The sequence below is a fragment of the Neobacillus drentensis genome (assembly GCF_036966985.1).
GTDB classification, from domain to species: Bacteria; Bacillota; Bacilli; order Bacillales; family Cytobacillaceae; genus Neobacillus; species Neobacillus drentensis_E.
In genome coordinates this window covers 1-23,235 of the sequence record NZ_JBALSN010000195.1, presented here as the reverse complement: position 1 = coordinate 23,235, position 23,235 = coordinate 1, and the positions used below count along the sequence as shown (strand labels likewise).

At 39.6% G+C, this 23,235-nt stretch carries 22 protein-coding genes and 1 other annotated feature; of the genes, 3 read left to right on the top strand and 19 right to left on the bottom strand.

Going from position 1 to position 23,235, the window contains the following annotated elements; translation table 11 throughout:
• Nucleotides 1-243: 243 nt before the first annotated feature.
• Nucleotides 244-708 carry a DinB family protein gene (locus tag V7659_RS13450; protein WP_335540419.1) on the bottom strand — a complete coding sequence of 155 codons (465 nt, stop codon included), beginning with the start codon at nucleotides 706-708 and terminating at the stop codon, nucleotides 244-246.
• Nucleotides 709-758: 50 nt separating this feature from the next.
• On the bottom strand, nucleotides 759-2,453 hold the full coding sequence (gene argS / locus V7659_RS13445) for an arginine--tRNA ligase (RefSeq protein ID WP_335540418.1): 1,695 nt from the start codon (nucleotides 2,451-2,453) through the stop codon (nucleotides 759-761).
• A 234-nt stretch (nucleotides 2,454-2,687) separates the two neighbouring features.
• Nucleotides 2,688-2,904: a binding site (T-box leader), on the bottom strand.
• Nucleotides 2,905-3,006: 102 nt separating this feature from the next.
• On the opposite strand from argS, the gene V7659_RS13440 reads away from it, so the two are divergent.
• Together V7659_RS13440 and V7659_RS13435 are read left to right on the top strand one after the other, a co-directional pair.
• On the top strand, nucleotides 3,007-3,261 hold the full coding sequence (locus V7659_RS13440; RefSeq protein ID WP_335540417.1) for an alpha/beta-type small acid-soluble spore protein: 255 nt from the start codon (nucleotides 3,007-3,009) through the stop codon (nucleotides 3,259-3,261).
• Between the two features lie 144 nt (nucleotides 3,262-3,405).
• Nucleotides 3,406-3,681, top strand: a complete 276-nt coding sequence (locus V7659_RS13435; RefSeq protein WP_335540416.1) for a hypothetical protein — start codon at nucleotides 3,406-3,408, stop codon at nucleotides 3,679-3,681.
• A 74-nt stretch (nucleotides 3,682-3,755) separates the two neighbouring features.
• Here V7659_RS13435 and V7659_RS13430 read toward each other — a convergent pair whose 3' ends face one another.
• The 4 genes from V7659_RS13430 to V7659_RS13415 all read right to left on the bottom strand — a co-directional run bounded on the left by V7659_RS13430 (nucleotide 3,756) and on the right by V7659_RS13415 (nucleotide 7,001).
• A complete protein-coding gene (locus V7659_RS13430; protein ID WP_335540420.1) occupies nucleotides 3,756-4,328 on the bottom strand; it encodes a TetR/AcrR family transcriptional regulator in 573 nt (190 codons plus the stop codon).
• Nucleotides 4,329-4,434: 106 nt separating this feature from the next.
• On the bottom strand, nucleotides 4,435-5,217 hold the full coding sequence (locus V7659_RS13425; protein ID WP_335540415.1) for an ABC transporter permease: 783 nt from the start codon (nucleotides 5,215-5,217) through the stop codon (nucleotides 4,435-4,437).
• A gap of 6 nt (nucleotides 5,218-5,223) precedes the next feature.
• Nucleotides 5,224-6,027: an ABC transporter permease gene (locus V7659_RS13420; protein ID WP_335540414.1), complete on the bottom strand. Its 804-nt coding sequence runs from the start codon at nucleotides 6,025-6,027 to the stop codon at nucleotides 5,224-5,226.
• The gene (locus V7659_RS13415) at nucleotides 6,024-7,001 is read right to left on the bottom strand and encodes an ABC transporter ATP-binding protein (protein WP_335540413.1); all 978 of its coding nucleotides are present in this window, start codon (nucleotides 6,999-7,001) and stop codon (nucleotides 6,024-6,026) included. Before V7659_RS13415 ends, V7659_RS13420 begins: the two co-directional genes overlap by 4 nt.
• A 254-nt stretch (nucleotides 7,002-7,255) precedes the next feature.
• Here V7659_RS13415 and V7659_RS13410 point away from each other — a divergent pair, with 254 nt between their 5' ends.
• On the top strand, nucleotides 7,256-8,506 hold the full coding sequence (locus V7659_RS13410; protein ID WP_335540412.1) for an ATP-binding protein: 1,251 nt from the start codon (nucleotides 7,256-7,258) through the stop codon (nucleotides 8,504-8,506).
• Between the two features lie 79 nt (nucleotides 8,507-8,585).
• Here the strand turns inward: V7659_RS13410 and V7659_RS13405 are convergent, their stop codons facing one another.
• From V7659_RS13405 to rocF, 13 genes are all read right to left on the bottom strand, one after another.
• The gene (locus tag V7659_RS13405) at nucleotides 8,586-10,490 is read right to left on the bottom strand and encodes an ABC transporter permease (RefSeq protein ID WP_335540411.1); all 1,905 of its coding nucleotides are present in this window, start codon (nucleotides 10,488-10,490) and stop codon (nucleotides 8,586-8,588) included.
• On the bottom strand, nucleotides 10,465-11,235 hold the full coding sequence (locus V7659_RS13400) for an ABC transporter ATP-binding protein (protein ID WP_144555652.1): 771 nt from the start codon (nucleotides 11,233-11,235) through the stop codon (nucleotides 10,465-10,467). The genes V7659_RS13405 and V7659_RS13400 overlap by 26 nt, the downstream gene beginning before the upstream one ends.
• A gap of 178 nt (nucleotides 11,236-11,413) precedes the next feature.
• Nucleotides 11,414-12,385: a sensor histidine kinase gene (locus V7659_RS13395; protein ID WP_335540410.1), complete on the bottom strand. Its 972-nt coding sequence runs from the start codon at nucleotides 12,383-12,385 to the stop codon at nucleotides 11,414-11,416.
• Nucleotides 12,385-13,083, bottom strand: a complete 699-nt coding sequence (locus V7659_RS13390; protein WP_335540409.1) for a response regulator transcription factor — start codon at nucleotides 13,081-13,083, stop codon at nucleotides 12,385-12,387. Before V7659_RS13390 ends, V7659_RS13395 begins: the two co-directional genes overlap by 1 nt.
• Before the next feature lie 114 nt (nucleotides 13,084-13,197).
• Nucleotides 13,198-14,115 carry a class I SAM-dependent methyltransferase gene (locus V7659_RS13385; protein ID WP_335540408.1) on the bottom strand — a complete coding sequence of 306 codons (918 nt, stop codon included), beginning with the start codon at nucleotides 14,113-14,115 and terminating at the stop codon, nucleotides 13,198-13,200.
• A 206-nt stretch (nucleotides 14,116-14,321) separates the two neighbouring features.
• Entirely contained in the window at nucleotides 14,322-14,858 is a 537-nt protein-coding gene (locus V7659_RS13380) for a CBO0543 family protein (RefSeq protein ID WP_335540407.1), read from the bottom strand.
• 182 nt (nucleotides 14,859-15,040) lie between these two features.
• On the bottom strand, nucleotides 15,041-16,843 hold the full coding sequence (gene glmS, locus V7659_RS13375) for a glutamine--fructose-6-phosphate transaminase (isomerizing) (RefSeq protein ID WP_335540406.1): 1,803 nt from the start codon (nucleotides 16,841-16,843) through the stop codon (nucleotides 15,041-15,043).
• Between the two features lie 469 nt (nucleotides 16,844-17,312).
• Nucleotides 17,313-18,665, bottom strand: coding sequence for a phosphoglucosamine mutase (gene glmM / locus V7659_RS13370; protein ID WP_335540405.1), 1,353 nt, complete (start codon nucleotides 18,663-18,665; stop codon nucleotides 17,313-17,315).
• 38 nt (nucleotides 18,666-18,703) lie between these two features.
• Nucleotides 18,704-19,933 carry a CdaR family protein gene (locus V7659_RS13365; protein WP_335540404.1) on the bottom strand — a complete coding sequence of 410 codons (1,230 nt, stop codon included), beginning with the start codon at nucleotides 19,931-19,933 and terminating at the stop codon, nucleotides 18,704-18,706.
• On the bottom strand, nucleotides 19,926-20,753 hold the full coding sequence (gene cdaA, locus V7659_RS13360; protein WP_335540403.1) for a diadenylate cyclase CdaA: 828 nt from the start codon (nucleotides 20,751-20,753) through the stop codon (nucleotides 19,926-19,928). The genes V7659_RS13365 and cdaA overlap by 8 nt, the downstream gene beginning before the upstream one ends.
• Before the next feature lie 129 nt (nucleotides 20,754-20,882).
• Nucleotides 20,883-21,509 carry an anti-sigma factor gene (locus V7659_RS13355; protein WP_335540402.1) on the bottom strand — a complete coding sequence of 209 codons (627 nt, stop codon included), beginning with the start codon at nucleotides 21,507-21,509 and terminating at the stop codon, nucleotides 20,883-20,885.
• Nucleotides 21,510-21,527: 18 nt separating this feature from the next.
• Complete coding sequence (gene sigW, locus V7659_RS13350) at nucleotides 21,528-22,091, bottom strand: RNA polymerase sigma factor SigW (RefSeq protein WP_026563170.1); 564 nt, start codon at nucleotides 22,089-22,091, stop codon at nucleotides 21,528-21,530.
• 174 nt (nucleotides 22,092-22,265) lie between these two features.
• A complete protein-coding gene (gene rocF, locus V7659_RS13345; RefSeq protein WP_144556145.1) occupies nucleotides 22,266-23,162 on the bottom strand; it encodes an arginase in 897 nt (298 codons plus the stop codon).
• Nucleotides 23,163-23,235: the final 73 nt, after the last annotated feature.

Below are 23,235 nucleotides of genomic sequence, written 5' to 3'. Positions count from 1 at the left end.
TTTTTAATAATAATTACGAATTAAGCGGAATTTTTCCGTTTATTTATCAGCTCGGGTGCTTGACCTGATCCCCCAACCGATAAGTGCGGACCTTCTTTTTTAATTGTTCATACTTTCGTAGAAACAAAAAAAGACGTATGCCAATTCATACGTCAATTCTTGTTTCCTTTATTAGAAAGCACCCGAAGAGGGCATCCTTTCCCTTATTAGGATTCCATGCTTCAGGCTAGTTATTTTTTCAAACTACTTTACTTTTGCTTTAATGATTCGCTTCATTGCCTGCATTTGTCCTAAATGAATCCCCTCATGGAAAAGCGCAAAATTGGCTAATTCGCCAAAGGTTTCTTGACCAAGGAATGGAGTTTTTAGTCTTTGGTTAAAGCTCTCCACTGGAATTTCTTTGATTCGTGCTAATTGGTCTTGCAACTGAATGATTAATTCCTGAACGGAAGGAACATCCCCTTCCCAGGCAGCTGGACTCGTCCCTGTGGCAAACAACTGCATATAGTTGGCCGGCAGCCGAGTTGATTTTTTCGGAAAGCCAAACATGAATTGCTCAGCAACTGTGAGGACATGACCAACATGCCAATGGATTGTATTATTAAACCCATCTGGCTGAATACCGGCGGTCCCTTCTTCTAGATCCCCTACAAAGTTAACGAATTTTCCCCTTGTAAGCTCAAAATGCTTAAATAATAATTCACTCATCTTTTTTGCCTCCTTTTCATTTGCTTAGCTGAAGTTCAAATTGATTATCCCTACATTTCATCAGGGGCTTCCAATCCTAATAATCGTAACCCCTCTTTTAAAACTTCCGTTACTGCATAGACTAGTGCTAACCGCGCCTGCTGTTCAACGCTATCCTCCAGGATTTTTACTTCAGCATAATATTTATTGAACGCTTGTGCCAGGTCAATAATATATTTTGCCACTTGAGAAGGATCGAAGTTGACACAGGCTCTTTGAACCGCAGGAGCGAATTCCATCAAGAGGCTGGTTACCTTCCATTCCTTCTCCCATGAGTTGCTGTAGGTTGCAGCGCTAAACTGGGGCTTCCCAGTGGCTTTTCGTATAATGGAACAAGCCCGTGCATAGGTATATTGGACATAAGGACCTGTTTCTCCTTCAAAGCGGAGCATCTCTTCTAACGAAAATTCAATATCGTTCATTCGATTATTCTTTAAGTCATGGAAAATAACCGCGCCAACGCCCACTTGTTTGGCCACTTCGTCTTTGTTTGAGAGATTAGGGTTTTTCTCTTCAATATTATGTCGAGCCATTGCAATCGATTCATTTAAAACTTCTTCTAATAAAACAACCTTCCCTTTTCTCGTCGACATTTTCTTTCCGTCTTTTAGCATCATGCCAAAGGGAATATGGTGCATTTGTTTCGACCACTCGTAACCCATTTTGGCCAAAACAGCGATTAACTGTTTAAAATGAAGACTTTGTTCATGGCCTACCACATATAAGGATTGGACAAATTGATATTCCTCCTGTCGATAAAGAGCCGCGGCTAAATCGCGGGTTGCATACAAGGTTGCCCCATCAGACTTTTTAATCAGGCATGGCGGCAGTTGTTCTTCGGTTAGTTCGACGACTTGTGCCTGTTCCGATTCAACCAGTAAGTGTTGTTTTTCCAGTAGTTGAACCACGCGGCCCATTTTGTCGTTATAAAAGGCTTCACCAGCATACGAGTCAAATTGTACGTTCATTAACTCATATATTCTTGAAAACTCTTTTAACGACTCATCCCGGAACCATTTCCAAAGTGCTAAAGCTTGTTCGTCTCCATCTTCTAGCTTCTTAAACCAACCGCGCCCTTGATCTTCAAGGGAAGGATTGTTCTCCGCTTCTTCATGAAATTTAATATAAAGGGACAATAATTCCTTGATCGGATTTGCTTTTACCTTATCGGCATCTCCCCATAATTGATAAGCCGTGATTAACTTGCCAAACTGCGTCCCCCAGTCGCCAAGATGATTAATTTTAATCGGCTTATAACCACATTTCTCAACAATTAATGCGAGGGAATTACCAATTACCGTTGAACGCAAGTGCCCCATCGAGAAGGGTTTAGCAATATTAGGGGAGGACATGTCAATCGTGACAGCACCACCGTTCCCGAATGCATGTGCACCGTACTTCCCCTTTTGTGCAAAGATATCTCCAATTACCTTTTCGGAAGCTGTCTTTTTGTTTAAAAAGACATTAAGATACGCCCCCACCACAGTCACTTTTTCAAAAATGGGTGATTGAATTTTTCCACATAATTCTTCAGCAATCAGATTAGGCGACTTTCTTTTAAGCTTCGCTAACGTAAAGCAAGGAAAAGCTAAATCCCCGTGCTCTGGGTTCTTTGGTTTTTCGATCATCAGTTCCAAGTCTTTCAGTGAAATCTCTTGTCCAAGCAAGTCAGATAAAATTGATGCCAACTCTTGTTTAAAATTCATTAGATTCGACCTCCTATTTTCTTTTAAAAAAGCTGTGTTAAACATTATTTAATTTTGCCACTCTGTTGATTGGANNNNAGACTCCTGCGGGAGTACGGGGCAGGGGAGACCCCACAGGTGCTGAAAGCGCCGAGGAGGCTCCCCGCAACGCCCGCGGAAAGCGAAGCACCTGGAGCGGAAATCAACGGACATATTTAACACAGCCTTAAAAAACAAAAAACTCCCGTCTCTACTAAAAGAGACGAGAGTTTAGAATCCCGCGGTACCACTCTAATTGTTCAATTAAGAACCAGCTTTCCTTTGTAACGGAGGATCCTCCGGCATACCCTATTGCAAAGTTTCAGGCATGCATCTCAAAAGTGCGCTTCATTACCTATTCTGTTTCAGGCTCTCACCATCCCTGAATCGCTGGACCATCTTAGATAACTACTCTCTTTATCATTGATTTTTCCGAATTTATTACCAATTATTATACTGGATTAATATGGGTTTTTCCAGTGATTGTTGATTATTTTTTACATTCAGGTAATCCTAACATAAAGGAGGGATTTTAATGACGAGAAGAAGAAATAAAATCCTTGTTCCAGAGGCGCGAACTGGCTTAGATGCGTTGAAGGCAAAAGTCGCAAATACCGGAAACCCAGAGGATGCAAAATTTGAGGCAGCTGAAGAGGTGGGGGTTCCATTGAAAAAAGGTTATAATGGCCAACTCACCTCAGAGCAAGCAGGGAAAGTAGGCGGCCGTCTGGGCGGCAGCATGGTCCGCGAATTGGTAAAGATGGCACAAGAAAACCTAGCAAAGAAATAATGCCCGGGGCCTAATTGGTTAGGCCCCGTTCCAATTCGATCTCCTGAAGCAGAAGTCAACATACAAACTTAAAAAAATAAATTTTTCAAAAAGAGTTTGACAATTCTGTGACAATTGATAGAATATTCTTACAAGGGGTTGATGATGATGCAGGAAAAACACTTAAAGAGTATATTCACATTTAAGAAAACAGCTATCTTCGGAAGCGGTTTAGGAATTATTCTTATTTTGTTAGGTCAATTTGCAAGCGGTTACAATACAGCTTATTTTTTAACAGCTCTAGGATTTGGAATACTGGCCGGATCTGTGGTCAATTACCTTTTTGGAACATTTTTAAGCTTAATGGAAGAACTAACTGGCAGCCGTAAAAATGGTCCGAAAGTCGCTGCCACCTCAAAAAATCTCTATCTTGTAAAATAAGAAAACAAAAGCGCCACAAAAGTGACGCACCGCATAAGCCAGAAGACTTGTATTGGGAAACACACAAGTCTTTTTTATATGGACAAACCTTTTACTAAAAATACTTTCATAATTTCTGCAATTTGTTCAGAGCTTAACGGCTGATGATGCTTCTCCCAATCTGAAACTAAGGCAATATACATTTTTAACAGAAGATAGCTGGTAATTTCAGTATTTGCTGCCGGTATGGACCCCTTCGCAATGGCCGCATCCATTTTCTGCTTCAAATAAGCAATGATCTCATCCTCTACATGCTGCAGCATTTCCGAAACTGCTAAAGTCCCCATTTCTGCTTCCTCTTGAACTAGTTTGATCATCAACTGATGCTGGGAACGAAATTCTAATAAACGGTAAAGAGCCCGATGCACGTTTTCTGTAAAAGATATCTCTGGTTGGATGACGGCTTCAGCCTCAGCAATCATTTCCTTGACCAAAGTGGAAATAATCTCTTCAAATAATTCTTCTTTATTTTTAAAAAAGGTATAAATCGTCCCTTTGCCTACATTGGCTAGTTTTGCGACTTGATCCATCGTTGTTGCTTTATAGCCAAATAATGAAAAAGACTTGGTTGCTGCCTCTACAATCATCTTTCTTCGATCGGCTGCCATGTCAACCTCCACTGACCATTTTAGTTTTTTAGTCATTTTTATTCCAATATACCATAAGTTAGATTCCACTGCAATTTCCCCAATAACAAGCAGATGGGCTCCTAAATCAGGAACCCGTGGAACGATAATGTTTTACGCCATATTGCCAAACAAGAAGACAAGGAAGAATAAACAAGCTGCCGGCTAACGGTGTGAGCATGGTATAGTTTTCATTTCCACTACTCTTACCTAAAATAGATAAGAGCGGAAGATAATTTACTGTTCCGAATGGAATCACAAACGTAAAAAAACGAGCCACCCATTTCTGATAAATATTTAATGGATATTGCGCCATTTCCCTTCCGCCATCGGTAAAAATGTTGACTACCTCAAGACCTTCAATCGTCCAAAAACATAAGGTGGCGGCTAGAATATAGATTCCAGTAAAAATAAGCACTCCACTAACAATCATTAGCAGCAAGGTGACCGCTTTTACGACATTCCATTCAATGTTGAGATTGGCCAAGGCCCAGATCAATACAACCACACTTTGAATAAGGCGGCCAAATCTTGTAAACTCGAATTTGGACCCGAGGACTTGGATGAACGTGCTTCGCGGCCGGACAAGTAACCGGTCAAAATCACCATTCCGGACTAGACTAGAAAAGCTATCAAAACCGCGAGCAAAGCATTCACTCAGTGCAAAAGCCATGTGAATAATCCCGAAGCAAAGTGCCACCTCAAAGAATTGCCATCCTTTGATTTGCCCAAACTGTTCGAATAAAAAGTACAGACCCGCAAAGACCGTAAAAGGGATAAAAAATTGCCCTAGTGATAATAACCAAAAAGATGTCCGGTATTGCATTTGTGATTTAAAGTGAATCAATAGATACTTAATATATATTCTCACCTTGGGTTAACCTCCTTGTACGACGACATTCCTTAATACACGATTCAAGGCTGCTCTTCCTAACCAAACAAGTCCAACAAGATAGATTAGTTGAATGATGATTCCACTGATGGCGTCATGCGGTGGGATATGCCCAGAATAAACCCTGAATGGAAAATCTGCCGTCCAGCGAAACGGAAGGACATTCGCTATTTTTTCAAGCCAATCTGGCATGAGTGGTACAGGAATGATTAATCCGGCAAAAAATTCACCGAGGACACTAAATACTAACAGTGATCCCATCGGGGACAAGGTTACAAATACGGAAATATATAAAAACATCGAGATAGCTACTAGCAAAAGTAAACCTAAAATGAGCGCGCTTAAGAATAATAGAAAGGCAGGGAAACTTGGGGGCAAGGTCATATTATATGGTTTTGGTAAAAAAAATGAGATTATCAGGATTGGAAAACAGCGCAAAAAAGCACTCGACAATCGCTGGCCAAGCAGCTTCGCATACCAGAAACCATATAGTTCACAAGGCCGGCAAAGTTCGTAAGCAATATTTCCACTTGTAATCAAATCAAATAGCTCGTTATCGCGGAACCACATCGTTATAAAGACGAGAAAGGCCTGTTGTAGCCAGATGTATGTGATTAATTCCTTAAAGGAAATCGGTGCTGTATGGGCAGCATATTCATAAAAGGCTTCAAACACCATGATCGTGATAAAACCCCAGAAAAACTGAGTAGCTACCCCCGCCAGGGCCGCTGTCCGGTACTGCAGGCCGATGTTCATCCGCAGTTTCAAAACAGATAGATAAACCCTCATATTTTGTACTCTTTATAAAGTTGGAGGATGATATCCTCGATTGGTTGCGATTCAATCGAAACATCTATTAACTCAAGTTTATTGGACAATTGGGTAATGATTGCTGATGTGTTCACCTGCTCTGTATTAATGCTAAGGACCAACTGTTCCTGTGAACGCGAGAGCACGGTCGCCCCTTGAATTTCGTTAAGTTGAGAGCTTTTGCGGAAATCAGCGGTGATTGTTTTCTGGGAGCCAAATTGTTTCCTTAATTCCTCTAACTGACCGTCGTATAATAAACTGCCTTTTCCAATTAGGATAACCCTGTTAGCCAAGGCTTCGATATCATTCATATCGTGGGTGGTGAGAATTACCGTGACGCCCTTTTCTTTATTAATCGTTTTTATGAACTGACGGACCGCTATTTTAGAGGCAGCATCCAGCCCAATGGTTGGTTCGTCTAAAAATAAGATTTTGGGATTATGTAGAAGAGAAGCTGCTATTTCACAACGCATCCGCTGCCCTAAGCTTAGTTGACGGACGGGTGATTGAATGATGTTTTGCAGCTCGAGCGTTTCCATGAGTAGATTGAGCGAAGTTTGATATTCTTGTTGTGGGACCTTGTAGATGTCTTGTAACAGTTCAAAGGAATCAATTACTGGAACATCCCACCATAACTGTGAGCGTTGGCCAAAGACGACTCCAATATTCTTCACATACTGAACTCGATCCTTCCATGGTGTAAAGCCCATGATTGAGCAATCCCCGGTGTCAGGCACCAGGATGCCACTCATTATTTTGATCGTTGTTGATTTCCCTGCCCCATTTGGTCCAATGTAGCCGACGATTTCACCAGGATTAATAGAAAATGAGATTTCCTTGAGTGCGTCAATGATGGTATAGTCTCGATAAAAAAGCGCTTTGGCCGCTTGCCGAAAGCCAGATTGGCGCTTGGCAACCTTGAAGGATTTGCTAATGTTTTGTAAATGAATCAACCGTTTCCCCCCAATCTATCTTGAGTAGCAGAGGAAAATAATAACATCTAGGATGAAATTGTGTCAAGAATTTTCTGAATATCAATTGTTAACAAACTGTACATTCTTCTCAACCGAACCCGCACCAGATTTTTTATAAAATGAACTCACCACTTATGTAATCTGCTGTATGATTGTATGTGTTGAAAGTTTATCACTATACCAGGGAAGGATATATGTGGAAGCTTATCATTTATTATTTTGGAGGATGTTTCTTGATCACTTTAATCAAACCACTGTTAGTTAATATCACGATCTTATTATCTTTTACTTTTAATGCAAATTTATTTTTTCCCTTTCAATCGAAAGTTCCTTTTTCTTTAAAACAAAAAGTGATATATGGTTTAATCGGTTCCTTTGGTGCACTTTTCTGCATGGTTTATCCTATTGAAACCTTGGGCGCTACCCATTTTGATTTAAGGATGTGTGCCATCCTCATCTTGACATTGTATGGCGGTTGGCTTCCCGGAAGCATCGTTTTAATAAGTGTATGTCTCGTGCGCTATATAATCGGCGGAAAATTCTTCATAACTGGCATTCTGGTATCCATTGCCGCTTTTGTAAGCGCCCTTGTTTTCAGAAGGACTTTCCTTAAATCACATTCTAAGCTTGCGGCGGGAGCACTGGCCGTTCTTTGTTATTTCATTGTTTATATCACCATCCTATATTTAAGTATCAACTTTTTAAAATTGCCCTTTTATTTCATTTATTTTATTGCCTTATTTTTTACAAGTATATCTTTAATTTTTGTGATTGAAAAATTAGTGAAAATTAATAAGCAATTTGAGGAAATGGTTTATCTTGATAAGTTGACGATGGTTGGCCAGCTTGCTGCTTCCATTGCACATGAAATTAGAAACCCCCTTGCAACCATCCGAGGGTTTATTCAATTTTTAAGTACAGATACAACAGATAAGAAATTTAGAGAATTCTCATCCTTAATTATGGAAGAACTAGATCGTACAAACAATATTATTACCAACTATTTGAAGGTCGCAAAGCCTGAACCATTTCAAATTTCAAGGATTTCAATCAACGATGTGATTAGGGACTGTGTGCAATTAATGGGTCCTCTGGCTGCTTATTCTAATGTCATCATCGACTTTGTAAATAAAGAACCACTTTATGTAAGTGGCGATGAAGCCCATTTAAAGCAAGCAATCATGAATATAATCAAAAATGGGATCGAATCTATTTCTTATCGGGGAACCATTAAGATTGAATTGCATGCTGACTATTTTAAAAATACGGTGGAGATTAAAATCAAAGATAATGGAAAAGGAATGACCCCTGATCAGTTAAAGCAAATTGGCCTGCCTTTTTATACGACAAAAACGAAGGGCACAGGATTAGGCAGCATGGTAACCAACAAAATTATCCGTGAGTTAAACGGAGCAATGGAATATGAAAGCGAAGTGAACGAAGGGACGATCGTGAGGATTGTCCTCCCTTTACGAAAGGAATAACGGGTAATGGTGCCTGACACCCGATAGTGATTATACCCAATAAAACCCATCTGATTTATAGAATCAGATGGGTTTTGTTCTAGATTAATGATTTTTTCAGGTTTCGTAAATATCGATAACGAATCAAAAAGAAATAAATGAATTGTGCCAGAAAGAAACCAGCCAGAACGATGATCATATCTTTTGCGATAGATAATTTGTAAAAGCTTTGCAAGGCCATAAAGGCAAACCCACTATGAACAAAGGCTACTACAATTGGCACGAAAAAAAGCAAGGCCAGCTGCTGAGTAACAATTTTATTTAGTTCACGATCGGTTAACCCTACCTTTGTAATGGTCAGATATTGGCGCCGGTCGTAATCCAAATCTGCATAGAGCCTGAAATATAGAAAGCTTCCTGCCGCGATAAAGAATACAGCCCCAATTAATAAAGCAACGAACAGCATCATCTTATACATACCCATTTGTATTTCGTATAAAGTTCCACTGACCGTCATCGAGTAAGGAACATGTTCTAACGACATCGCAGTACCGTTCGTGACTAGATTTTCTGCCATCCCTGTTGTTTTTTTAAGTTCCTTTGTGTAAAAGCCCGTAAAGATTTCGGTATTAACGGGTGTAAGCCTGTCAAACAGCTCATCACTAACTACGATCCCCTGACTATGAAGCAACTGGTTGGGAAAAACGATGTGTTTAGTTGCTTGGTCATGAGTAAGTCTTATCTGATCCTGTTTTAAGGTATAGGTGATCTCTTCCAAGTTACTAAAAATCGATGTACGCATTTCTAGCGTTTCATTTCCGACAAGCCGCTTTTCATTAAATTCGTAGCCAGCTGCTTGTGCAATTTTTTTATAATCCGAGAAAGAAACCACCGGGATTTTTTCGCGTGCATATTTATCTGTCGAGGAAGCAACTGCTACGTATTTAATCAGGATCTGATTCGTTGTGTAGTTGATTTTCTTATCCTTTAATTCCGCTTCGATTTGCTGTAAATTTTGCTGGTGAACCGGTTGATCATCTTTTGCAAGATAACTAATTTCAGCGGGAAATTCTACGTCGAGTTGCTTAATCATTACATTCATCGAAGCAAGTGTCCCTACTGCACAAAATGCCACAGTTGAAACGATCGTTACCATGAAAAACATCCGCGCATTATCCTTCAAACGGTAAGCTAGACTAGAAATCGTCACTAGATTCGTTTTTTTCCAAAACAAGAAACGATTTTTTTGAAGTAGTTTTGTAACCCATACCGATAACTGAGTATAGAAAAAATAGGTTCCAATAATCGTCATTCCAATTACAGGCAGTACTCGAAAAATTAGCGTCATCATGGTTGCTGTTGCTGCTAAGTAATAACTGGTAATGAGCAAAATAGCTGAGAAAATTGAAAAGAAAACCGAGACTTTAGGTTCTTTTTTCGGCTTTTCCGCTGCCAGAAATAAATCAATTAACTTATTTACTCTGACAAGAATGGTTGTAAATAACGAAATGCTAAGGAACAGGATTAAAAAGGCGCCAACAGTAAGCATGAGTGCTTTGTCAGACAAATAGAATGGCAATGGTGGGATTCCGATCATTCTAGAACCAATCATAAGGAAGAGTTTCCCTGTGATCATTCCAGCTCCAATCCCTATGACAATCGCTCCAACCCCAATCATCATATTCTCTAAAAACACCATACTATTTAATTGACCTTTCGTCATGCCGTGCATCATTAAAATTCCAAATTCTCGTTTCCGTGATTTTAGAAACGTGCTGACAGAGTATAGTACAAATAGGAAGGAAAACACGTACATAATCACTTCAGCAGCCGTCATTAATTGAGCGGCTAAAACCGAAGTGACAGCCTTTTTTATATCAGGATGAAAGATAAACAGGGCATAAATAAAAAAGATCATGACCGAAAAGGCGCTGCTTAAGAAATAGGCTGCGTAGGTCCGTTTATTGCGGACCACATTTCTATAAACGAACTGTGGAAAGGTCACGACTGTCCCCTCCTAACAATGCAAGCATATCAATAATCTTTTGGAAGAATGCCTGGCGGTTATCACCGCGGTAGATTTCGTTATAGAGTTGTCCATCCTTAATAAAAATGACACGGTGACAATAGCTTGCGGCGACGGCATCATGTGTAACCATTAATGCGGTAGCTCCATCTTCCTTATTGATTGCAGTCAGTGTCTCCATGACATCCTTTGCTGATTTTGAATCCAGGTTCCCTGTTGGTTCATCCGCCAAAATAAGCGCTGGCTGATGAATGATTGCACGAGCAATGGCGGTCCGCTGCATTTGTCCACCAGAAATTTCATAGGTGCGTTTTTTCAGGATCTGGTCAATCCCCAATTTTTTTGCAACCTGATTGAGTTTTAGATCCATTTCCTTCACACTTTCACCATCAAGTGTGAGCGGTAGAACAATATTTTCCTCTACTGTTAATGTATCTAGTAAATTAAAATGTTGAAAAACGAACCCTAGTTCATGGCGTCTAAATAGCGCAGTCTCCTTTCGATTGAGCACATGGGGGTTTTTCCCATTAATAAAGATGTCCCCGGCTGTTGGCCGGTCGATTGTGGCAATAAGGTTTAAGAGTGTGGTTTTCCCACTGCCAGACGGCCCCATAATTCCAACAAACTCACCTTTTTCAATCGTAAAGTTTATATTTTCAATTGCTTTATGAGCAACTTTACCTTCATAAATTTTCTCTAAATGCCTCACATCTAAAATCGACATCCGTTTTCACTCCTTGTTTCATTTGTACCCTAATTGTAGCTAGAAAACCACACCCGTTGCTATGTCGCTAACTTACAGTTAGCTTACACATCTGTAAGGTTAAAATCGACACATGCCCGAGCGTCCGCCCTAGAAGGACAAAACAGGAAAGTGTCCACAGACGGTGCCTGACACCTCATTAAAACATGATCCGGACGGTGGTTCCTTGATTGACGATGGATTCGATTTCGATGTGATGACCGAGTTTTTCGCAGATTTGCTTGACGAGATGGAGGCCCATTCCGGTGGATTCTTGAAAGTTGCGGCCATTTTCACCTGTAAAGTAGGGATCAAAGACACGGGGTAAGTCGCTTGGGGGAATCCCGACTCCTTCATCACGGATTTCTAAAACGGTATTTATTCCGCGCTTGTAGCCATGAAAGTAAATTTTACGATTCTCCTCGACAGTATAGCGCAGGGCATTGGTCATCAACTGGGTAATGGCAAAGGACAACCATTTTTCATCTGATGCCACTCGAAGACCCCCATCAATTTCTATCACTGGGAACACCCGCTTTCGAATAAATAACCGTTTCTGGCTGGATGTCACGGAACGGACAACGGTTTGCAAATTTAGGGTCTCCACATAAAAATCGCGTTCAAAAGTATCTAAACGTGCTGTGTATAAAACCATGTCCAATCCCTTTTTAAGACGATCCAGCTCATCCCTAATTGCTCTGGATCGCGGATCATCCTCATCCTGGACAATTAAATGAATAACAGACAAAGGGGTCTTCATTTGATGCACCCATTGATTGATAAACTGAATATGACCCTCCAGTTTGTATTTATAATTATGAATGTCTGTTTTATAGTGACGGAATTGGCTTTTCAAAAGCTGTTGTAAGCCCTCTGCCAGTGGGCTTTGCTGTACATTGCTTGTAAAATCCTCCATGGAGGTCAGCTGTTTTTCCATGCGCTGGTAGAACGAGCGATTCGTGATGTATCGAAAAAAGAGATAACCAATTAGAAGGCATGTACTTAGGAATGCTGCATAAAGACTTATCGATAAATGACGGTAGCCGTCAAGCCAATAAATGCTCGTTATCACGACTAATTGAAGAAAATAAAAGAGAATTAATGCCAGCTGTTCCCGAAAAAAAAGCCTCATCACATACGCCTCCAGTTTGGAGCGAGCCGATACCCTTGACCGCGGACCGTTTGAAGGGCATCATCAATAGACAATGCAGCTAATTTTTTCCGAACACGTGTTACGTACACATTCAAAGTATTATCATCCACGAAGGCTTGATCGTCCCAAATTTTCTCTAAAAGCCGGTCACGGCTGACGACTCGTTCTACCTTTTTCATAAGTTCATCTAAAATTTTTGCTTCCGTATGGCTCAGATCAACTTCCTGTTCATTTAAAGTTAGCCGCAGCCGTTCCACATCCAAGATTAGGCCTTCCACTGAGGTAGTCCGCTCATTATGCGCACTAGCATAAGTTCCATAAGCTCTTCGCAGGTGACTATTTATTTTCGCCGTAACAATTTCATAATCAAATGGTTTCGTGATATAATCATCCGCTCCATTTTCTAGTGCCATCACTTGGTCCATCTTTCCTTCCCGTGCTGAAATAAAGAGAATCGGACAAGTTGAAACACTGCGAATTTGCCGGCACCAATAGTAACCATCATATTTCGGCAAATTCACATCCAATAAAACGAGGTGTGGTTCAAATTTCTCAAATTCCCCACGGACCGTATCAAACTTTTCAACGGACTTTGTATCATACCCAAATTTATGTAAATGCTCTTTCAGCAAGTTCACTAACTGTTTGTCATCCTCAATTATAAAAATTTTAAACATAACGATACTCCCTTCCCCATACTCCTCCTTGATTGTATCAAATGGCCGTGAATAAATGGAAATAATAGCAAAAAGCACCGCTAGAAGGTCTGGGCGGTGCTTTGCAGATCATAACTATTTATTAACAACGAGATGAGCAAAATGAAAATGATCAAAGGCATGTAATCCATCTTCTCTTCCCTTAAAATACATCTCCTCAATATTAACAGGAGAGAGATTTTCATAGAGTAACATCTGGCAGTCCTGCAGTTCCAAGTCAAGTTCAAACGGGTCGAAGCCGGTAATCATGGGTTCACCCGTTTGGGCGGTAATTTGTCTCATTTGGGTTAGTTTCTTAGAGGCTAGTCTCTCATTAAAAGCAGTATCATCGAGGTAGTCAAAGATAAATGAACTCCCGTTTGCGGACATTTCCGCCACAGAAGATAGTAATTGGTAGAAATCCTTTTTAGCTAAGTACATTACCACGCCCAGCAGGCTAAAATAAGTATATTCTTGCTCATCAAAGCCGCTTTTCTTCAGTTCTGCACGAAGAGAATCACTTCTAAAATCTACAGGGACAAATCTAACATTTTTGGGAATATCAATGCCGATTTTCAGGAGACGGTTTATCTTAAAAGTTTGGGTTGCAGGATGGTCAATTTCATAAATAATAAAATCCTCTGGAAGCTTTTCTTGCCTTAATGCAAAGGTATCGAAACCGGCACCGAGAATGACATACTGCTTAAACCCACGTTCGATTGCAGACCTAAGTCCATCTTCTGCATATCTTGCCCGGCTGACTAATTGGGGAATGGTCTGGTTGTTCATCACCCACATTAGCTTTTCATCAAACGTTTCCAATGTTTCGCTTTTTTCTTGATCAAAAAACCCAATCGCGTTAGCCCAGTTGGTAGCGATTAAATGTTTTTCTTCTTTTGTTAAAAGTGAATGAGCGATAAAGTCATTAAAAATCGGATCTTTGCTGGTAGATGCATGATACCCCCTGGCAAAGCAGCTTACTAATGCGGTCAAGCTTTCCTTCCTAGTTTCCAAACAGGTTCCCCCTTCATAATCCCTTATTAAAGCAGAAAAACTCCTAGCATGGCTCTGCTAGGAGTTTATTTTATGATAGAAACATACCTAATGTCAACGGATAAATATTATAGCATAAATCAATTGATTTGTCAATTGAAAGTTGATCTAAATTATAAAAAATATCCGGTCCGCACTTTTTCATACGACCATCGTGATTCCCTCTATTATTCAATTACCTTTTGATTTCCCTTCAATTTATCCAATATTTTCAGTAATCCAACAAAACCTCTAATTGTAAATAATGTAAAATTCACACTACCAAAAGTATGGATGGCTGTCCATTTTCCCCATTTAAATAACTTTGTATTCCTTTCCATGTACCATTGACCAATACTCATTGGAACACTAAATATTAAACTTTTCAATAGTATTTTCCAAAATTTATCGTTGTAAGAAATCTTGACCCAGATCACACTTAAAATCGGGAAAAATAGTATGTCATAAATAATATTCGTTTTAAAGATCTTCGGAAAAGGACGAACTGGATATTCAACTCTTTTTGATCCAACTACAAAAGCATCAATAAGAGTAGCTAATACTCCTTTTGAGAAAAAAATTACGAGAGTTTCTCTCATTTTTGATCCTTTAAATAAAAATGGCAAGGAAATAAAGCATAAAGCTGTAAGTAAATTTAAAAGTTTTCTCTCCATAGTAAGCATCCTTCCAAAGAAATTATGATTGACTATATTAAAATTCCCCATTTTAATAAACATTATCCTTTGAAAAATTCAAATAATTACCTAGCTTGTCTGTATTATCATAAAAAAAGACTCAATCCAGTTAAGCTCTCTGGATTGAGTCTCGGATTTAAGATTATTATTGCTGGATGACTTTGGTATCGACTTTGTTTCATCCAACACTCGTTCAAACTTTAAAAATCCCCTTACTCAACAGTTACTGATTTAGCAAGGTTACGCGGCTTGTCGACGTCACAGTCGCGGTGTAAAGCTGCGTAGTATGACAGTAATTGTAATGGGATAACAGAAATCAGCGGTGTTAATAATTCATTTACCTCCGGAATAACGAAGCTGTCCTCATCGCGATTTAAGCCATTCATTGAAATAATGCATGGGTTCGCACCACGAGCAACGACTTCCTTTACATTTCCGCGAAGATTCATGTTTACACTTTCTTGTGTAGCCAAGGCAACAACCGGTGTACCTTCTTCAATTAAAGCAATCGTACCGTGCTTTAATTCGCCGCCAGCAAATCCTTCTGCTTGAATATAGGAAATTTCCTTCAGCTTTAAGGCACCTTCTAAACCAACATAGAAGTCAACGCCACGGCCAATGAAGAAGCAATTGCGTGTTACTGATAAAAATTCTCTTGAAATATGTTCAATAAGCTCTTTTGAATCACAGAGAACTTCCATCGCATTTGCGACAATCCCAAGTTCTTTCACAAGATCAAAATCAACTGCTAAGTTGCGGCTCTTAGCTGCAACTTCAGCAAGAATAACAAGAACAGCTAACTGAGCAGTATATGCCTTTGTAGAGGCAACAGCGATTTCAGGCCCCGCATGCAATAAAAGCGTGTAATCCGCTTCACGTGACAAAGTGGAACCTGGTACATTTGTAATTGTTAATGAAGGGTAACCCATTTCTTTTACATTAACGAGCACGGCACGGCTATCAGCTGTTTCACCACTTTGTGAAATGAAGATAAACAACGGCTTTTCAGAAAGCAGCGGCATGTTATAACCAAATTCACTGGAGATATGAACCTCGACAGGAATTTTTGCCATTTTTTCAATGAACTGTTTTCCAACAAGACCCGCATGGTAGGAAGTACCTGCTGCAATAATGTAAAGACGATCCGCTTCGTTTAAAGCATCGATAATTTCACGGTCAATCGTAAGTTCGCCCTGTTCATTTTGATACGTTTGGATAATTCGACGCAACACAAGCGGCTGTTCATCAATCTCTTTCAACATATAATGCGGGTAGGTACCTTTTTCAATATCACTGGCATCCAGTTCCGCTGTATAAGGTGCACGGCTGATCACTTCACCATCCATATTTTGAATGGTCACATCATCTTTTGTTACGATAACAATTTCTTTGTCCATTAATTCTACGTATTGGTCCGTTACTTGCAACATTGCCATGGCATCACTTGCAACAACATTGAAGCCTTTACCAAGACCAACAAGCAGAGGGCTTTTATTTTTTGCTACATAAATGGTTTCATTATCCTCTGTATCTAAAAGTGCAAGTGCATAAGAACCATGTAGAAGCGATAACGTTTGACGGAAAGCTTCTAATACACCCATGCCTTTGTTTACAAAAAGCTCAATCATTTGAACAATGACTTCTGTATCTGTTTCACTTTCAAATATTACGTTTTGAAGATATTCATCCTTTAAAAGGTCATAATTCTCTATGACACCGTTATGGACCAGCGTAAAACGGCCCGAAGTACTTTGATGCGGATGAGAATTGCCTTTGCTTGGTACCCCGTGGGTTGCCCAGCGTGTATGTCCAATCCCGATATGTGCTAATACATCTTCATCAACAATACTACGTAAATCAGCAATTCGCCCTTTCTCTTTAAAAACATGAATGCCATTTTCATCCCTTACAGCGATTCCTGCTGAATCATAGCCTCTATATTCTAACTTCTCTAAACCTTTTAATAAAATCTCTTTCGAGTCTCTATTCCCAATATATCCAACAATTCCACACATATTTTTCTGTTTCCTCCCTATGCAGGGGGCAGTATTGCTTTGGAGGGCGTTACTTGCCCCCTGATCAATGTTTTGGTCAGGTATCTGTCTATACCCTTTGAAACATTACTGTTAGTATGCGCATTTTCATCTCTTTGTGCACAAAGTTGCCTCTGTGTTTTAAAGAAGAAATTTTCGGTTGTGCGTCTCCAACCGGGAGGTATCCGCCGAACATTCGATACTCCTCCTCCTCGTCAACTAACCCACCACATTAGGTTAGTCCAGGCGCTTTTTTTTTAAAAAATAAAATTCGCTCACTGCCCACCTTTCGTTAAAATTATGCAGTATTTTGCTTTGAAAAAACAAAGCAAATTAATACTACTATGATTACGTGTCCCCGTCAACCAAAAACAGGAATTCGCCATCATTCATACATAATAAAATATGCATAAAGGAAGGAGACCGTTCCCTTATGCATATTATATGGGTTCTATTCTTCTTTCAATTCCATTTCTTCCTTAACAACTGCAACAATTCGATTGACGTAGGATTCACATAATTCTTCTGTTGGTGCTTCTGCCATAACACGGACAAGCGGTTCTGTACCAGATGGTCGTACGAGAATTCTACCGTCTCCAGCCATTTCAGCTTCAACCTGCTCGATAACCTCTTTAACCTTTTCATTATCGGTTACATGATGCTTGTCAGTGACTCTTACATTGACAAGCTTTTGCGGGAATTTCTTCATTTCACCAGCCAGTTCAGATAACTTCTTCCCAGTAACCTTCATAATATTGACTAACTGCAGCCCTGATAATAAGCCATCCCCAGTGGTGTTATAGTCTAGGAAGATAATATGACCTGATTGTTCTCCGCCAAGATTAAAACCATTTTTCTTCATTTCTTCGACAACATAACGGTCACCCACAGCCGTAGGTACACTATGGATTCCATGAGCTTCTAGTGCTTTATAAAAGCCCAGATTGCTCATAACGGTGGAAACAATAGTTCCATGTTTTAAGCGACCTTGTTCCTTTAAATATTTACCACAAATATACATGATTTGGTCGCCATCCACGATTGAACCATTTTCATCGATGGCAATTAAACGGTCACCATCACCGTCAAAGGAAAGACCTACATCAGCACCTTTTTCTTTAACTAAAGCTGCTAATGCTTCAGGGTGTGTGGAACCGACACCCGCATTGATATTTAAACCATTCGGAGACGCTCCCATGGTTGAGAGATCCGCATCCAAATCGGCAAATAAATGTGCGGCTAACGATGACGTCGCCCCATGCGCACAATCTAAAGCAATATGGATTCCTGAAAAATCTTCATCGACACTATTTTTCAAGTATTGCAGGTACTTTTGACCGCCTTCGAAATAATCCATGACTTGCCCAAGTTCTGAACCGACTGGTCGAGGCAGTTGATCTTCTGGCATATCAATAAGTTCCTCAATTTCTAACTCCTGCTCATCGGAAAGTTTAAAGCCATCGGGGCCAAAAAATTTGATTCCATTATCGGCCACTGGATTATGTGAAGCAGAAATCATGACACCTGCTTGGGCACCTAAGGCTTTTGTTAAAAATGAAACACCTGGAGTAGAAATAACCCCCAAACGCATGACTTCCGCACCAATAGATAGTAACCCTGCCACTAGGGCTCCTTCTAACATATGTCCAGATATACGGGTATCACGTCCGATGAGGACTTTGGGACGATCCTTATCCTTTGTTAAAACATATCCGCCATAGCGTCCTAATTTAAAAGCCATTTCCGGTGTTAATTCACTATTTGCTACTCCACGTACGCCATCGGTACCGAAATATTTTCCCATTATATAAATCTCTCCTTCAACATGTGTATTGCTGGATATTATGCATTAATTTTATGGATCGTAATTTTCGCTGATGATTTAGTTGGTTTCCATTCTACAGCAGAAGGACCGTCAACATGAATGTCTACTTCATGATCCCCTTCTTCAAGGTTAGACACATCAATAAAGACATTAAAGTCTTCAGGTTTAACGCGAGTAACTTTAGAAGCAGGACCATTAACAAGGATATCAATCAACTGATTTTCAGGATCATTAATGGTTGCCTCATATTCTTCAGATAATCCTTTAATGGTAACTGGTACATCCGAAAGGGTTTTTTCTTCTTCCTTTTTGACCACAACCGTTGCTTTCACCGTTTGCGGTGTCACCTTGGTAATACCATTCGAAATGATGACAGGCAATGTCAGTGTGGTATTATCGGTAATTTTACTAAGATCTACTTCCACGCGGACTTTTTCAGTATTATTAAGAACACTCTCACTCCCGTAGACAGTTGCTTCTTTTTTATCAATTTCAATCGATTCAATTGTCACTCCCTCTGGGGCAGTTCCATTTCTAACAATATTGATTGGTACAGTCTTTGTGTTGCTTTTCACTGGAATCGTAATTTCCACTGTATCAGGTTCCACTTGAACATTTAACTTATTTAGGTCTTTGTCAAGTACCTGGATGTCAGCTTCATCAGTAATCGTTTCTTTCAGTTTATTCTTTGCCTCAAGAGTTGCCTTAACATAGCTAATCCGGTCGACGATATTTTTGGCACCGGTAATCTTCACCTTATTAGGTTCTACAACGGGTGTTCCGGCTGAATACCCCTCATCTATTTGATTCCTATTAAATTCTGCCTCTACCTTAAATTCTTTGGTGATTTTCTCTTGGACAGAAACAGTCACACTGCTTGGTTTCACAGTTGCTGTTAATTTATCTGACAGATTTCTAACCTTTACTTTCACCTTCTGTTTTCCAACTTTGGCTTTTGTTAAATCTACATACACTTCAAAGTTTTTTAATGCCTTTGCAGTCTGGATGTGCGTCAGTGGACCCTTTATGGTGATTTCAACATTGCTTGGAATCCCAGACACGACTAAATTTTCGGTATCATAATAAACATTAACAGGGATATTTGTGATCGTTGCCGTGGATTGTTCTCCTGGAACATTCACATCCGTTATCTTTTTCCCTGTATGCGGGACAGAAGAATAGAGAAGAACAGCTAATAGCAACGCTAGTATTTTAATAAACCAGGGATTATCCATCCATTTATCCATTATTTTTCCCCCTCCAGTTCCAACGAGCTGAAGAAGCTTGTTTCGGTTTGATGTTAATTAACAATTCACTCGTAAGTAATTCTTTTAATTCATCAAGATTGATTGAGCGGTGAAGTTCCCCATTCTTGGTAAGTGAAATATTACCAGTCTCTTCCGACACAACGACAGTTAAACTATCTGTGACTTCACTGATACCTAATGCTGCCCGGTGCCTCGTTCCTAACTCCTTCGATATAAACGGGCTTTCCGATAAAGGAAGATAGCAGGCGGCCGCAGCGACATTATTTTTCTGAATAATAACAGCACCATCATGAAGCGGTGTATTTGGGATAAAAATATTAATGAGCAATTCTGAGGAAATATTTGAATTTAACTGAATACCAGTTTCTATGTAATCGCCCATTCCTGTTTCTCTTTCAATTGAGATTAACGCTCCAATACGGCGCTTTGCCATATAATCAGTTGCCTTGACAATCGCTTCAACTGCCTTTTCCGGATCTTCATCATCCACCGTACTGCTTCTCGAGAAGAACTTGCCCCTCCCTAATTGCTCAAGGGCTCTCCTGAGTTCTGGTTGAAAAATGATAATAATCGCAAGAAACCCGTATGTTATCGCCTGTTCCATCATCCAGCTCAACGTTTGGAAGCCTAGAAACTCGCTGACAACTCTGCCTATAAGAATAACGAGAATGCCTTTTAGTAATTGAACGGCCTTCGTTCCTCTAATCACATTGATCAACTTGTAAATGACATACCATACGAGGACAATATCAACAATACTAGCTAAATACTTCCATATTTCGAAATCAGCAAACGGCATTGTTCTTCCTCCGTAATTTTCTTAATTACATATAAAATACAATCTATTTATTATATCATAAATACCACTTGTACCTATTATATGTATCTCTGTAAAAAAACAAATCACTCAGCTAGAGTGATTTGTTTTTTATTTAGTTTCTGGTTGCTCTTCAAAAATTTGAACAACATCATGTGTAGTCTTTTTAATATGATACCAAATCCAATCAAACACTTCATTTACTTCATCAATTTGCCCCGTTACATGTCCTGCAGAAGCCAAATACTTTTCTCCATTTATGACGGTTACATCACCTTGGACTTCGCCTTCAATTTTCAATTTGCCATTTCGGACAATGACATCGCCTTTGACAGTTTCACCTTTAGGAACGATAACCGTATTATTTTGAACGACTAAGTTTTTTTGCTTTGTAACAGAAAACTCGCGATCTTCATTCCAAGTAGAAAAGAGGCTGCCCATCATTAATATGAAAAATAGTGACGCAGCTGCAAGCATGGGATGATTTTTTACCCAGCGCTGCATCCAAATCTTTCTCTTCTCTTTTGGTAAACGCGCCAATACATTAGCGGTAAAATCATCAGGCGCTTGCATATATGAGACGCTTTTTACAAAAGCAATCGTCTTTTTTAATTCATTAAATAACGCTTCACAATCTTTACAACTTTGGAGGTGTTCTCTTAGGGTTCGTTCATGTTCGGGTGTAATTTCTTCATCTAGGTATTCATGCATTAGTTCGATGATTTGCTCTGGACACATTGACAGTTTCACCTCTCATCATACATATCGTAATTGTTGTCTTAGTGCTTCCCGGCCCCGGTGAATTCTTGTTTTAACTGTTCCCAGGGGTAAATCAAGAATTTCACTGATTTCATTTAAGGATAGCTCTTCCATATATTTCAAAACAATTGCTGACCGATATTTGTCAGGCAGTTTTAAGATCTCTTTCTGAACGGTTTCCTGCAGTTCCAAACTTTCTAACTCTGTCTCAGGCAGCGGTGTGTTGGAAGGGATCTGTGAGTACATTGTTAAGCCGTCTGTCCCTGCAACTTCAGCATCTAGATAATGATCTGGTTTCTTTTTACGCATTCGGTCAATACACAGGTTGGTGGCAATCCTGAACAGCCAGGTAGAAAATTTCAAATCTTGGTTAAAGGATTTGATATTAACATAGGCACGGATAAAAGCTTCCTGTGCAATATCCTCAGCTTCATGGCGATTTCCAAGCATGCGAAAACAAAGTTGATAAATACTGTTTTTATATAATTCGACAATTTCACCAAAGGCATCCTGATCGCCCTTGATGACTTGTTTTATTCTCTTTTTTACTATTGCATCCATTAAGTTACCTCAGCTCCATGCTGCTAACCGATAATACGTATCGATAACAGAAAAGTTTCGTTTAAAACGAAAAAATTTATAACACCTTTAATATTAACAAAAATATACCAAAAGGTTTAATAATAAGCTGAAAATAAAAAAACAGCTGCACAGATGATGTGCAACTGTTTTCGTTTATAATAATTTTTCTCCGAATAATGAGCCCATTAACTCAACAGCAACTTTAGCTGTTTTATTTTTTTCATCTAAAATAGGATTTACTTCAACAAATTCTGCGGAGGTAATAATTTTTGCCTCTTCTAACATCTCCATGGCAAGATGACTTTCACGGTAACTAATCCCACCAATAACTGGTGTGCCTACTCCTGGAGCATCATTTGGATCTAAACCATCTAGATCAAGTGATAGATGAACACCATCTGTCTTATCCTTAAGGTAGGCGATCGTTTCCTCCATTACTGCAGCCATCCCCATCCGGTCTATTTCATGCATAGTATAAACTTTGATACCAATTTCTTTAATTAACTCTTTTTCTCCATCATCCAGCGCTCTTGCACCAATAATAACTACATTCTCAGGCTTCACTTTTGGTCCATAACCGCCTATCTCGGTTAACATGCTGTGCCCTAACCCGAGACTGACTGCTAGAGGCATTCCATGGATATTCCCTGATGGACTTGTTTCAGCTGTATTTAGATCCCCATGTGCATCGTACCAGATTACTCCAAGATTTTTATAATGTTTAGAAACGCCTGCTAAGGTACCAATCGCAATACTATGATCTCCGCCAAGAACGAGTGGAAATGCACCAGACTCTACAGCTGCATCTACCTTTTCAGCAAGTAAAGCACTTTTTTCTGCAACTAAATCTAAATTTCGTAAATTGGATTCTTTATCGACTACTACTTCTGGTCTTCCAATTGGAATATCTCCTAAATCATGTATTTCATCAAATAGCGGCTTTAGGCGCTCAACAACCCCAGCATAACGGATCGCACTTGGCCCCATGTCGACCCCGCGTCTCATTTGTCCTAAATCCATCGGCATTCCAATAATCGAAAGCTTGTTCATATAAATTCCTCCCACCCCAATATGATTCTATTTTAACCGCTTTCATACTAATGGTTCAACTCGAAAAAATTAT